The 13,188-nt window shown below is 66.4% G+C and carries 9 protein-coding genes, 1 pseudogene and 1 riboswitch; all 10 genes and pseudogenes read right to left on the reverse strand.

Going from position 1 to position 13,188, the window contains the following annotated elements; translation table 11 throughout:
* Positions 1 to 1,015: PPE family protein (locus tag AWC25_RS06720; protein ID WP_085166532.1), on the reverse strand; the 1,015-nt coding region annotated here is incomplete at its 3' end.
* A gap of 1,032 nt (positions 1,016 to 2,047) precedes the next feature.
* Positions 2,048 to 2,356 (reverse strand): DUF732 domain-containing protein, encoded by a 309-nt coding sequence (locus AWC25_RS06725; RefSeq protein WP_069403006.1) that lies wholly within the window; start codon positions 2,354 to 2,356, stop codon positions 2,048 to 2,050.
* A 5-nt stretch (positions 2,357 to 2,361) separates the two neighbouring features.
* On the reverse strand, positions 2,362 to 3,567 hold the full coding sequence (locus AWC25_RS06730) for a PPE family protein (protein WP_069403000.1): 1,206 nt from the start codon (positions 3,565 to 3,567) through the stop codon (positions 2,362 to 2,364).
* Positions 3,568 to 3,588: 21 nt separating this feature from the next.
* On the reverse strand, positions 3,589 to 4,791 hold the full coding sequence (locus AWC25_RS06735) for a PPE family protein (RefSeq protein ID WP_069403001.1): 1,203 nt from the start codon (positions 4,789 to 4,791) through the stop codon (positions 3,589 to 3,591).
* 339 nt (positions 4,792 to 5,130) lie between these two features.
* A riboswitch (M-box (ykoK) riboswitch) is annotated at positions 5,131 to 5,306 on the reverse strand.
* A 116-nt stretch (positions 5,307 to 5,422) separates the two neighbouring features.
* A complete protein-coding gene (gene eccA, locus AWC25_RS06740) occupies positions 5,423 to 7,258 on the reverse strand; it encodes a type VII secretion AAA-ATPase EccA (RefSeq protein WP_069403002.1) in 1,836 nt (611 codons plus the stop codon).
* Positions 7,255 to 8,460: a type VII secretion protein EccE gene (gene eccE, locus AWC25_RS06745; protein WP_069403003.1), complete on the reverse strand. Its 1,206-nt coding sequence runs from the start codon at positions 8,458 to 8,460 to the stop codon at positions 7,255 to 7,257. Before eccE ends, eccA begins: the two co-directional genes overlap by 4 nt.
* Before the next feature lie 19 nt (positions 8,461 to 8,479).
* On the reverse strand, positions 8,480 to 10,360 hold the full coding sequence (locus AWC25_RS06750) for a type VII secretion-associated serine protease mycosin (RefSeq protein WP_085166531.1): 1,881 nt from the start codon (positions 10,358 to 10,360) through the stop codon (positions 8,480 to 8,482).
* Entirely contained in the window at positions 10,338 to 11,849 is a 1,512-nt protein-coding gene (eccD, locus tag AWC25_RS06755) for a type VII secretion integral membrane protein EccD (RefSeq protein WP_069403005.1), read from the reverse strand. The genes AWC25_RS06750 and eccD overlap by 23 nt, the downstream gene beginning before the upstream one ends.
* Before the next feature lie 257 nt (positions 11,850 to 12,106).
* Positions 12,107 to 13,009 (reverse strand): ESX secretion-associated protein EspG, encoded by a 903-nt coding sequence (locus tag AWC25_RS06760; protein WP_044511756.1) that lies wholly within the window; start codon positions 13,007 to 13,009, stop codon positions 12,107 to 12,109.
* A 105-nt stretch (positions 13,010 to 13,114) separates the two neighbouring features.
* A pseudogene (locus tag AWC25_RS26430) lies at positions 13,115 to 13,188 on the reverse strand (type VII secretion protein EsxI); the annotation flags it as partial.

A 13,188-nucleotide genomic window follows, 5' to 3' on the forward strand; every position in this document is an offset into this window, starting at 1 on the left:
CGGCCTCGGTCCAGCCCTGGGGCACCGACATGCTGCCCACCAAGGCGGCCTTGCCCATCGACCCCGACACCGGAACCCCCTCAACGGCAGAGCTGAGCATCGGCGTGATGGCCGCTCCCTGCGTCAGCGGGGCCAAAGCACCCGAAATCGCCTTCGGCCCGGCCAGATACGCCGCCGCGCCCTGTCCGTTCTGGCCCCAGGCGTAGGCCTGGCCGAACGACAGGAACGGCCCGCCCGGAATGGTCGACCAGGACTGCGGCGAATACACCCCGGTGATGGCCGACCAGAAGGTGTTCCAGTTGGTGATGGCCGAGGGCACCGTCAACCCCGTCGACGACGCGGCCGTGGACGCGCCCGCGTTTTGGCCACTGGCCAGTGTCTGGGCTCCGCTGGTCAGGGCGAGGTGGGACAGGGTTGCCGCGGTGTTGCCGCTGGAGGTGCCCGTGGACTGGGCGACCGCGGCGGCTTGGGTTTGGGTGGCGGCACCGTTGGTGGTCTGCGGTGGTTCGGTGAATGCCACCAGCTGGGAGGCGGTGGCCGAGGAGGCGGCATAGCCATACATGGCCCCCGCATCTTGGGCCCACATCTCCGCGTAATCGGCCTCGGTGGCCGCGATCGCCGGAGTGTTTTGGCCCAAGATGTTGGTGGCGATCAGCGTGGCCAGCAAGGAGCGGTTGGCCGCGATGATCGGCGGGGGCACGGTCGCGGCAAACGCGGCCTCATACGCCCCGGCGGCCAGCTTGGCCTGCACCGCGGCTTGCTCGGCCTGCACCCCGGTCGCACTCATCCACTCCACATACGGGGCCGCCGCGGCCGCCATCGCGATCGACGACGGCCCGTTCCATGACCCGACCACCAGAGTCTCGATGGCAGAGCCGTACGAGGCCGCGGTGGCATGCAACTCCGCCGCCAACTCATCCCAGGCCGCCGCCGCCGCCAGCAACGGCCCCGCCCCCGCCCCCACATACATCCGCCCGGAGTTAACCTCCGGCGGCAAAGCCCCAAAGTCCAGCATCTTGTTACCTCCACTCCCTCAATGCCTCTCAGTGGCCGCTCGGTGGCTGCCATGGTAAGTGCGGCATTGCGACCGTTGCCGCAAACGCGCCGTGGCTCTAATCAAACCCATTGAAAACCCATTGAATGCGCCTCGCATTACACGTGTCTAACCACAAATCCCGCAGTGCTCAGAATCAGCGGTGCCCCTGTGTAATTTCGCGACTCACTGTTGTGCTGATTATGGCCAGAAATTATTCGCAGCGCGTTCCCGCAAAGTAATCGAGCTGTAAAAATAAATAGCATTACACTTCCGCTTGGTGTGAGGACGCCATGCTCGGACAGCTAATGAATCGCCGCATATGTCTGCAGCATGTACAGCGCTTAAGCACGACGCAGCGACCGTCACGATCTGCCGCGGGCCGTCCTTCGCACTCGGCCGCGATCAATTTCGTGCTAATTGTCGCGGTGGATTTAAATGCTTCACCAGCCATTACCAAAGGCGCACCGCACAGAGATTCCGAAGGGCGCCTCCTAATGGCTTGGTTTGACGCGATCATGTCAACTAATAGCGAACTGAGAATGTGCGCAGGCGCAAACTTCTCGCGTGGCCAGGCTCGTAATCCAAATATTGGCACGCGCAGCTATTTTGACGCTATTTTGACGACGGTAGTGCCGACGCCATGAGTAATTGCATCGCGAATAAGCATTCGATTCGTCGCCGGACGAATCGATCGCCGAGAACCGCTATGGCCGGTGCCGCTCGACACCTACCAGCAAGCGCTCAGCTATCAGTGGGACGCGCTCGGCGCCGCACGTGGTGCGGCCCGGGCAGGGACCGGTGTAAAGGCGATATTCGCGTTGCCCAGTTGTAAGCCAGCGATCATTATCTGCTCCCCTAAGTTTCACCCAGCGTATGCACCACACCTGCCACCCGACTTATTGACATCTGCGGGTTTGCTGTGAGTGCCCACGGCGAGTGGGAGCCAGCGGCGCGACCGCCAATGCGGCAATCGCGCCGGTCTGCCGAACCTAGGGTGACTCTGCTCGACGGCTAATTGTCGCCGGACAGTCGTTCGGGGCAGTACGCGCTGGCGGCGGCCTTGGCGAACTTGGCGGCTTTGGCCAGGGTGAATGCTGGGTTGAGATCTCGGATATCCCTGATGATGTCGAGCTCTGACGTCCCCGAGTTCGCCAGGTCGCACACCTTCTGGCCGGCTTTGATGGCGTGTTCCGGGTCGTGATATGTGATGCCCGCGTCCTTGAGTGAGCCGAGGAACGCGTCGTCGTCCGAGTCGGCGTAAGCCGGGGCTGCCACGCCGATCAGCACAGCACCGGTTGCCAGCAGCGGGAGCAGCTTCATCTCGATCACCCAGCCGCCGGCGGGCGCCCGATGACGCGTGGGCGGAACCCGTAGATCGGGTCGGCGAATTCGTCCTCGTGCGAACCCGGAATGCCCGCTAGCGGCACCCCCGGCATGCCGACCGCCCCCGCTTCTTCCATCACCATCGGGGTGGCGGCGCCGAACCCGTGGTAGGCCCCAGCGCCGACCTGAGTCGTCGCCGCGACCGTGCTGACCGTCGCGCCGGTCCCCGCCCAGGACGGCGGGACCGAAAGGCTGCCAACCAGACTCGCCTGACCCAGGCCGGCCGTGGCTGCGGTTCCGGCCACGCTCCTGGTCGCCGACGCCAGCCCCGCGCTGCTCAGCCCAGCGGACAGATCCTCCAGTCCAGACGTGCTCGCGCCGGCCACGGCCGCATTCGCGGCGGCGGTGGCGGCCGGGTCGACGATGGTCGTCGGATTGAGAATGCCATTGGTGGTGAACGCATTCGACAGGCCAGAGACGCTGTTGTTGTTGAGGAAAGCCCCCAACAGATTCTCACTGCTGGGTTGGTTACTCAGCATGTTGAGGAGCCCGGACAGCCCGGTCGTGGAATCACCCGAGCCCGGCGCCAGAGGGTTGTCGCCCGTACCGGCCGCCAGCGTCGACCCGGAGTCGTCGAGCGCTCGCACAACCGCGTTGGACTGCTGCTGCGTTCCGTCCGTCGTGGTGTCGGACTGCGGCTGGCTGAACGGGGTCATCTCGGTCGCGATCCGCGCCGAGGCGGCGTAGCTGGTCATCGCGGAAGCGTCCTGTGCCCACATCTCGCCGTACTGCGCCTCGGTGGCCGCAATCATCGCGCTGTTTTGGCCAATGATGTTGGTGGCCACCAGGTTCGACAGCAGGGTGCGGTTCGCGGCGACGAGAGGTGGGGGCACCGTCGCGGCAAACGCGGCCTCGTAGGCGGCCGCGGCCGCGTTCGCTTGCGTGCCCGCCTGCTCGGCCTTCACGGCGGTGGTGCTCATCCACTCGACGTACGGTTCGACCGCGGCCGCCATCTTCGCCGACGCCGGGCCGAGCCAGCCCTCGCTGACGAGCGATTTGATGACCGCTTCATAACTTGCTGCCGCGGAACGCATTTCAGCCGAGATTGCGTTCCACGCGGCCGCGGCGGCCAGCAATGATCCCGATCCCGGTCCGGCATACATATTCGCCGAATTGACTTCCGGCGGCAAAGCCCCAAAGTTCAGCATGACATCTTCTCCTGAAGTCCCTTATCCGGCGGCCGGCGGTCGCGGCATGACGACGGGCCGAAACCCGTACCTGGGGATGGCGCGGCGCAGTCTTCGGCCGGTACCGCCCAACGGTGCGGCGACCCCGCCCGGCCCGCCCGCGGCCGGCGTCCCGGATGACCCGATGTCGCTGAGCCCGGTGACCGGAGCAGGCCCGTTACCCGCACTGATCGCGGCCGCATTGGCCCAGCTCTGCGGCACCGACAGCGAACCGACCAGGTGCGCGTTGCCCACTCCGGCGGAGGCGGAGGCCAGCCCCGCCGAGCCCACCGTTTCCGAGGCCAGGCCGGCGGTGGCACTTTCGGCACCGGTGGCGAAGGTGTCCAGACCGCCCAGCGACGTGGCCGCCGTCTGCAGGAAGTTGAAACCTTCGACGGTGCCGACGATGCTTTGCGGATTGAACGGACCGCCCGCGAGCGAACCGTTGAGGACCGAGTTGGCAAAGAAGTTGCTCTGCAAGAACTGGCCGAGCGCCGTGTTGTTGTTCCCGTCCAGGAATTGCGTCAGGTACCAATACAGATCACCCGGCGCCGGCGCCGTCGTAGCGTTGGGGGGGTCGTCCTCCGTCGAGAACGTAGACAGCAGCTGTCGGGCGTTGCCGGTGCCCGAGTTGACGGCCTGATTGACGGCTTGGTTCTGGTCGGTCACCCCTTCGGGCGAGGTGTTGGTCTGCGGCGAGGTGAACGGGGTCATCTGCGTCGCCGAACTCGAGGCCAAGGCGTAGCCGTTCATCGCGGCGGCGTCTTGAGCCCACATCTCCATGTATTGAGCCTCGGTGGCCGCAATCGCCGGCGTGTTCTGGCCGAAGATGTTGGTGGCCACCAGGTTCAGCAGCAGGGCGCGGTTGGCCGCGATCACCGGCGGCGGCACGGTCATCGAGTACGCCGCCTCGAAAGCGGTAGCGGCCGCGTTGGCCTGCGTGCCGGTCTGCTCGGCCTGGGCCGCGGTGGTGTTCAGCCAAGTCAGGTAGGGCACCGCGGCGGCGAGCATCGACGCCGATGACGGGCCGTACCAGCCGGCAGTCACCAGCTCTCTGATCACGGAATCGTAATCTGTTGCTGCCGAACGTATTTCGGCAGCAAGTGTGTTCCACGCGGCCGCCGCTGCCAGCAGCGGTCCTGATCCTGGGCCAGAATAGAGTCTGGCCGAATTCACTTCGGGCGGTAACGCCGCAAAGTCCAGCATGGTTCTCCCTCGGCGCTTAACAGATGGTCGGTGTGTTCGCTGCCTCGGTGGTTGCATGCAACCCGGCATTGGCCTGTACGACAGAGCTCATCGAAGTTCTCCTCGAAGCGGGTGAGCCGGGCCGCGACGTCAGCTAGGGCTTGTACCGCTTGTGCAACACGGGTGAATAGCGCGGTGCGGACGGTGAGCAGCGTCGTGGTCGGCTCGAACGAAACGTCATTGATCGAACGTCGGGACTATGACAGGGACTAATTTTGCTCTCACCCCCTCCACGCCTGAGCACACCGTGATGCCAATTTTGCACGAAGGAGTGAGGATGGCGGGCCGAATCGCCCGTTTCCCGCACCCCTCTCGTCAGAGCTTTGGCACCACACTGCGTATCCAGCTAACCCAAGCTAGAAGCCACTTGGGCTCAACCCTTAAGCCGGGAAGAGCTGTCCTGACCCTGGGCGTCTTTCGACGTTTGGGGTCAGTGGCCTGTATCCGTATGGTAGCCTCACCTAACGAGGTGCTTGCACGGACATCGTGGCACCCCGCACACGGCCAGTCAAGCTAGTTGCGACGCGTTTGCAAGAATTCATCTAGCGGGCGTCGTGTTGCCCCGGAAAACCCGCGAAAACTGCTGGAATCCCTAGTCGGGCTTCTTCTCCGCCACCGCCGCGCTGAGCCCGTCGAGCAAATCTTCGCGGGTCAGCTCGCGGAAGCGCAGCAGCTGGCGTTCGCTGAATTCCATGGTCTCACTGGCCAATACCGCGTCGAGATCCTCGTCGTCGAGACGAAAACTACGGTGGTCACGGGCCTTCTCCACCACGTTTCGCACGAAGCCGGCGTTGCCGAGCGTGTCGATGCCGCGAATCAAATCGCCATCCTCGGAGTAACTTTCGTCAAGATAGAACTTGGTGTACGAGGGCAACAACGCCTCGGCTGCTTCCTCGGTGATGACATCGTCGTTTTCCTGACCCATCAGGCGGGTCAGCGCCACCAGCTCGTCGGGGGTGTAACTGAAAAACTCGATCACCGTCGAAAACCGGCGCCGCAGCCCCTGGTTCACGTCGAGCATCTTTTCCATCGCCTTGGCGTAGCCGGCGCCGAACACCACCAGGTCGTCGCGATGATTCTCCATATACAGCAGCAAGGTGTTGATGATGGCGTTGCCGTAGGGGTCGCCCTGTTGGTACCCCTTCTCGTGCAGGGTGTGCATCTCGTCGAAGAAGACCGCCCCGCCCAGCGCGCCCTCGAGCATCTCCTCGGTGTTCTTTTCCGCGTCCGCCATGTAGCGACCCAGCAGCTTGGTGCGGCTGGTCTCCACCACCACCGGCTTGCGCAGCACCGTCAACCCACACAACTGCTTGCTGAAAGCCCGTGCCACCGAGGTCTTTCCGGTTCCGGGCGGGCCGAGCAACAGGGTGTGGCGCGATGTCACCGGTACCGGCAGGCCCATCTTTTGCCGGGCCAGATTCACCTTGGTCGTCGACTTGATGAGCTTGATTTCCCGCTTCGCGCGTTCCATGCCAAGCATGGCGTTGAGCTCGGCGTCGCCCTCGGCTAGGTACCTCGCTGCCTCTTCGGCGTGCTTGGCGGCCTCGGTCTGGGCCCGGGTCGGCGCGCTGGCCGGGTCCCACGGATCCGTTCGGGCCTCGATGGTCTCCGGATCGGTCAGGATCAGCTGGTAATTGGCGTTGTCGAGAGCTTCGCGAGCCGGTGCGAATTTGGGATCCCGCGAATAGACCCGCCGCAGCACCTCGACGGCCTCGTCCTCCCGTCCGAGATGTCGCAGGCACATGCCCTGGGTGTAGAGCGCAACGTTCGCCGCGCCCGGCACCCGATCCGCCTCGATGGCGTCCTGGCTGCGGCGCACCGCCTCCTCGAAAACCCCGAGCGACGCCAGCGCCGTCGTCGCCATCGCCGCTCCCGCGGCCTTCAGCTCGGGATTGCGCCAGATCTTTCCCTCGGGGAACTGGTTGAGCACGTCGGGCCAGCGCCCGGTGCGGAAGTACAGGATGCCGCGCACATACGCGATGAGCTCTTCCTCGATGGGCTGGCGGGGTTCGATGCCGTCAAGCAGGTCGGCGGCCTCCTGGTACCGCTTCGCTTCGGCGAGCACCGTCGCATAGGCACACGCCAGCGACTCGACGCTGAGGATCGCCAGCTTCAGGAACAGCCCGTCGGATACGTCGGGGTGAAACTGTATTTCGGTGACCCCGAGCCGGCGGGTCTCCCAGCCGAAGGTGCTGACCGACGCCCACGCCCTCGAAACCACGTCCAGGACGTTGGGGTCGTCCGCCAGCAGGCGGGCCAGCCAGGCGTCACACATCGCCGGATCCAGCGTGGTGGCCGTGGTGAACATGCGCAGGGCCACCTGCGGGTTGTGGCTGGGTTGCAGTCCGTTGACGGAGATTCCCGACGCCAGCAGCCCGGCGATCAACGCGTTACGGGCGTCCTCCGCCGCTGATTGCGGCCGGCTCATCGATTTGCAAGCGGACTTGCAAGCGAGCGCTCGGCGCCCTCTCGCGCCTGGCCCACTTGCAGCACTAGGTCATCGTCGTCGAGCAGATCTCGGGTCGGCACGACCAACAGTGGGCGGCTCGTCGGGGCGGGCAGGCTGGCGCGCACGGCGGCCAGCTGACGGCCGGTCAGCCGGTTGAGTCCGGACGACACCCCGCGGGGCAACCTGCTGTCGCTGTGATAGCGGACCCAGCCCGAGACCTGCGGCTGGCCGTTGTCCGACGTGAGCTGCAACGTCAGCACCGTCGCCTCCGCATCGGGCAGCCACAGCTCGTCCAGCGTCTCGGAGGTGATGTCCGACGGGGTCAGCCAGAAGCTGGTGGCGAAGCCGTTGAAGTGCTTGAGGTAGCGCCAGCCGGGCCGGCTCCACGTCGGCTCCAGATCGGCCAACACCGCGCTGTCGACCTCGGCGATCTCCTCGGCGGTCAACGGCCGGGCCAGGCAGCCCGGTGCGTCGATGTCGTGCACCAGCCGCTCGGTGGCGGCGGCCAGCGTGGCGGCCAGCGAGTCCCGGGCCGCCACCGCCGCGACGTTGGCTTGCGGGTTCATCCGCAGCACCAGCCACGTCCGGCGCAGGTACGAGGCGGGCTGCTCACTGACCAGCCCCCACTCTTCGGGACCCAACTTGTCCAGCTTGGACAACTCGGCCGCGTTGCCGCCGCGACGCATTTGCACCGAGACGATGTCGATGCCGTCCAGTTGAACATCGAACTGGCGCAGCCCGGCGGCAACCGAGCGCACCAGCACGGAGGCGCCCGGGGCGCTGCGCGGGCGGTGGCGGGTCGTCGCGTCGTCGTCGTCGAGCGCGATCACGGTGACCAAACGACCGTCGTACTCGCGGACGCCGACCTTGTCCCGCCCGAACCGGCGCTGGTGGTCCAGCGCGGGGGTGCAGCCCGCCGCCAGGGTGCTGCCCGGATCGGCGGACCAGTCCCACAGCCAGCCTGCCAGGCCGGACGTCACGGTGAGGCCGTGATGGGTGACCACCGACAGCAGCACGACGATCGCCGAGATCGCGACGCCCACCCACCACGCGATGCGGTACTGGCCCTGCCACGACTCCGGGCAGTGGCTGGCGATCAACAAGATCGCCACGACGATCAAGAACACCGTCGTGACCCGCGCCCACGACAAGGACAACCCAAACCTGCGCTGCGCCTTCATTGCTGTTGCTGCTCCGCCCTTATTGCTGCTGCCTGCGGCGCTTCATCAACGTCGCGATACCAAATACTGCGCCGCCTATCAGTAGTGCTCCGGTCAGTCCCCCGGCGGCCACCCACACCGGGACCATGTCACGGTTCGGCGGCGGCTTCGGCACGTTCAACGGTATCGACAGTTGCTGTGGCGGTTTCAGCGGCCCATCGGGCACGTCCCAGGTCAGTGCCGCCACCGGGTCCACGATGCCGTAGCCGATCTGGTTGTCGACACCGCGCGCCGGCGCCCGGGCGGTGCGCTCCAGCCGGTTGATCACCTGGTAGGCCGACAACTGCGGATACCTGGCACGCACCAGCGCCGCCACCCCGGACACGATCGCGGCCGAGAAGCTGGTGCCGCTGGGGACGAGCAGTGAGTTGTCCGGCCCGTCAATGGCGTTGATCAGGCCGTCGTCGCGGGGCGAGAGGCCGACCACGTCGCTGCCGGGTGCGGCGATCCCCACCCAGGGGCCCGCGACGCTCGACGGCGCCTGGCCCTGACCGCCCTGGGTCTGCGGACGGCCCTCGGCGTCGACGGCGCCGACGGTCAGCACGTAGTCGCTGAACCAGGACGGTGTCACCACCGTGGTGACGGCGTTCCAGTCGCGCGGGTCCTTCGGCTTCAGCGGGTCGAACGCCGGGTTCTGCTTGCAGTCGCGTTTGCTGGTGTCCCCCGCGGCGGCGACGATCACGGCGTTCTTGTCGACCGCCGCGTAGCGCACCGCCGCCCCCAGCGCCCGCTGGTCGATGATGTTGCGGGCGCTCATGCAGGTCACGTCGGAAATGTTGATCACCGACGCCCCCATGTTGGCGGCGTGCACGATCGCGCGGGCCATCGTCTGGACGCCCGAGATCTTCGCGGCGGTCTGCGGGTCCTCGTCGCCGGTGTAGGCATCCTTCAAACCGAACGCCTGACTGGATTGCCGGATCGAAATGATGTCGACGTCCGGGGCGATACCGCTGTAGGCGTCCGGCACCGGCCCGGGAGGGGGCGGCGCGGCGGGTGCGGGTGCTAACGGTTGCGGATTGCCGACGTGGACCACCTGGCCGCGACCTGAGTAGTTCGGGATGGTCACCGTGCCGCCGCCGAAGCTGGCCGCCCCGGCATTACCCGGGCCCGGCGCGGGCGGGCCAGCGGGAGCGGGTGGTGCGGCCGGTGCGCCAGGTGCCGGCTCGGCGGGCGCGCCCGGGGCCCCGGGGGCCGCCGCCGGGGGTTGTTGCGGCGGCGGGGCGGGCACCCACGGCGGTAGCCCCAGCTGATTTTGTTCGGGAGGCGGCGCGGGCACCATCGTCACGGTTTGGGGTAGCGGCGAGAGCGTCACGGTCTGCGGCGGCGGCGCCTTCGGCGGTGCCTCGGTGGTCGGGATCGTCACGGGTTTGCGAGGAGCCGCCGGCGGCGCCGGTGCACCGTTGGCCGGCGCGGCACCGATCATCGACGCCACGATGGTGCCGTGTGCGTCGCAATCCGAAAGTCCGTCACCGCCCATGATGTAGTCCCCGCCCGGGACCAGGTGCGGAAACCTCGGGTGCGGGGTCACACCGGTGTCGATGACGGCGACCTTGATCCCCGCGCCGCGGCCGAATTGCCAGGCCTCCTGCAGATCCAGCATGTCCATGTACTTCGGCTGCAGCTTGAAATCGGTGCCGGGCAGCACCCCAACCTCGGTGCAATACGAATTCTGCTTCATCGGGGCAGGCGGTCCGGGCGGGCCGTCGGGTGGCACGGCGCCCGGATCGATCTGCGGCGGTGAGATTGCGTAGGCCGGCGGTAGGCCGGCTAGCGCACCCGAGGTGAGCAACAGCGCGGCGACGGCCGCACGAGACGCGCGACCACGCCGCACCTTGCCGTTACCGGTATCGGATTGCCGCATAAACATTCATCAACCACAACGCAAGCGGGAAGATCGGCATCAGGCAGACGTACTCGATCCACTCCACGAACTTGCGGAACAGCGGGCTGTAAATGCTGTTCGGCACGACCGCCGCGGACACCAGACCCGCAGCGGGCAGCAGCACCAGGACGGCCACGCAGACAGACACCGACAGCGGCGACTGCAGCTCCAGGGCGTAGCGCACGACCACCGCGCCGACGATCAGCACCGACGTCCCGGCCAGCGAGATCGCTTGCAAGCGGTCCACGTAGGAGCGCCCGCGCAGCATGAGGAAGCCAGCGCAGAAGCCGGCCAGCAGCAGCGGCAGCCAGCGCTGTCCGGTGTGCGGGTCCGACAGACCGGCCAACGAGACCACCATCAGGACGCCGAACCCGATCAGCAGTCCGGACAGGAACGAGCGGGCACGTTCGGCCTGCAACAACACGTCGCGCACCGAGGCGGGTCCCTCCAGGACGGGCGGGCCGCCGTCGTTGCGCACCACGGTGGTGGGCAGGTCGGGACGGGCTTCGAATACCCAGCGGCTGGTGGCCGACGGGAACACCGGGAGCCGGATGCCGGACAGCCGGCGAGACATCGCGGGTGCGCACTGGTAACCGATCACGCTCACCAACACGATCGTGGTCAGCATGGTCACCGCGCTGGTCAGCGCGACCATCCGGGCCAGGGCGGCGACCGTGGTGATCACACCGATTGTGACAAGAGCGGTGTACAACGCCAGCCGCCGCCCGGTGAACCGCAGGGCCAGCAGCGAGGAGATGGTGAGCACGCCGAATCCCAATACCGCGTGCGGCGAGCCGACACCGCCGGGCGGGGCGCCGGCCGCGGCGACGGCCAACGGGGCGAGGCTGCTGACCAGCATGATGTCGGCGACGCGGCGATCGCTTTGCGTTTGGGCGCGCATCAGCAGCATCATCGAAACGCCGAGCACGACCGCGGCGATGACGGCGGCGTAGATCGTGGTCAGCCACGAGTTGTGGTGCCAGCGCCACCAGCCCAGCAGGGCCGAGGCGACGACCACACCGGCGGCCACCATCGAGGCGCCGACCTGCACCGCGACCACCGGGTCGATCGCGGCGAACCGCTTGCTGAGGTTCTGCGAGACCGCGGTGGAGATGTGCTCGATGACCTGCGAGCGCTTCTCGGTGTCCGGGATGAAGCGAATCCACAGCCGGTCGCCGTCGTACACTTCCTGCTCGGTCAGCGACTGGGTGGCCCGCAGCGGTGATCCGTCGACCAGGCACAGCGCCCATTTGCCGCGGCCGGTGGCCTCCAACGGCGTCTCGCCGAGCTCGCGCAGCCGGCCGTTGACGACCTTGAGCAGCGGGTCGGTCATCACCGAGACCGGGGCGTTGGCGTCGAGCAAAACGCCGATCTGGATGCCCTCGCCGGCCATGACACCGACTACGACTGCCCGCGGTTGGGAGATTCCCTCGAGGTCAGTCTGTGGTGCGTCAGCTACCGCAGTCATCGGGCTGCACCCCCTGTCGTGATGAATGTATGGACCCGGGTCGCCAGTCGCGTGGAGGGGGGTGTCGACATACTCACCGAGTCGCCGGAAAGTAGTAGTTCGACCTTTTCCAATTCCATTTAGTCCGCCTCGCGATTGATGATTCCGGTGACATTGACTTTTGTGTTTGCCGCAGATTCTTAGAGCAGTATGACGCCTTTGCGGCGCCCCCGCACGTTGAATTCAAAAGCGTTACAGCGCTTAACAATTGACATCGATCAGACCCTGCTGTGGGTCTTCCACTCGCCGTAAGGCAGGGTGTCGAGCACGGTTTTGACACCTACTTGCACAAGTTGCGGGGTGGCCGGGCAGATGGCCAGCCAGGCCTCCCCCGAGCCGGCGGTCCGCGCTTGTTGATAAAGCGCGATACGACCGCCCGAACCATCCTTTAATGACAGCACCGAGGCGCTGGGGCCTTTTGCGTCGTCGCGGTATTGCCGCGCATAGACAGCAACCTCGGCGGCCGGGTCGGACAGGGCTTGTCCCAGTGCGGCGACGGTTGCGGCGCTGATTCCCATCCGGCGCAGGTCTCCGCCGGAGAACACGTTGAAGCCGGACTCCTGCCAGGACTTGGTGGCTTCCAGCATGTCGTCCAGGGGGACGTTGACGGCGTTGATGGCCGCCGGCTCGGCGTGGTGGATCGACTCCAAACCGTCGAGCACGAGCGCGGCGATCGAGGCACTGTCCGCGACGGCGACGTCGTCGACGGTGATGTCGGCGCCAACCCGCACCGCGGAAACCCAATGCTGGCCGCGGCGCGCCAGGACCACCCGGAATTCGTTGTCTGGGATATCGCGGGAGCCCGGGGGCTGATTTTCGTCATCGACAACGCCGTAAAGCAGCTTGCCCCGGGACAGCAGTGCGATGACTTCGAGGTCTGGGGCGGCCAGCACGCGCATCCGCGCCGCCACTTCCTCGTGTACTTCGTCGCCGACGACAATGCCCTGCTCGCGCATCACTGCCATGCCGGGGTGATTGTTCAGCCAGTCATTGCTGTCGGTGGATACGTATGGACGGCACCGCAATTCCGGCGCGACATGCCGAATGTCCAGGAGTGCCTGGAGCATCCAAAAGCCGTCGACGTTAACGGTGATGTCGGTGCGAGTGCTCTGCTGGTCCATCAGTACCTCGAATATCGTTATGCAAAATATCGTTGCGCACGGAAACCGCAGGACGCGGCAGCACACCGAAAAATGGGTGTGCTGCCGCGCCTGAAGTTAAGAGTGTCAGGCCCAGCTGGACCCGACGGCGCTGTCGGTGCTGGCCATGTTGCTGCCCGCGGTCTGCACCTTCTGCCCGT

The sequence above is a fragment of the Mycobacterium sherrisii genome, from assembly GCF_002102355.1.
GTDB lineage: Bacteria > Actinomycetota > Actinomycetes > Mycobacteriales > Mycobacteriaceae > Mycobacterium > Mycobacterium sherrisii.

What these genes read in the sequence shown, in the direction of transcription:
- AWC25_RS06725 (WP_069403006.1), bottom strand. Translation starts at nt 2,356, where the DNA reads ATGAAGCTGCTCCCGCTGCTGGCAACCGGTGCTGTGCTGATCGGCGTG.
- AWC25_RS06730 (WP_069403000.1), bottom strand. Translation starts at nt 3,567, where the DNA reads ATGCTGAACTTTGGGGCTTTGCCGCCGGAAGTCAATTCGGCGAATATG.
- AWC25_RS06750 (WP_085166531.1), bottom strand. Translation starts at nt 10,360, where the DNA reads ATGCGGCAATCCGATACCGGTAACGGCAAGGTGCGGCGTGGTCGCGCG.
- eccE (WP_069403003.1), bottom strand. Translation starts at nt 8,460, where the DNA reads ATGAAGGCGCAGCGCAGGTTTGGGTTGTCCTTGTCGTGGGCGCGGGTC.
- AWC25_RS06735 (WP_069403001.1), bottom strand. Translation starts at nt 4,791, where the DNA reads ATGCTGGACTTTGCGGCGTTACCGCCCGAAGTGAATTCGGCCAGACTC.
- eccA (WP_069403002.1), bottom strand. Translation starts at nt 7,258, where the DNA reads ATGAGCCGGCCGCAATCAGCGGCGGAGGACGCCCGTAACGCGTTGATC.
- AWC25_RS06760 (WP_044511756.1), bottom strand. Translation starts at nt 13,009, where the DNA reads ATGGACCAGCAGAGCACTCGCACCGACATCACCGTTAACGTCGACGGC.
- eccD (WP_069403005.1), bottom strand. Translation starts at nt 11,849, where the DNA reads ATGACTGCGGTAGCTGACGCACCACAGACTGACCTCGAGGGAATCTCC.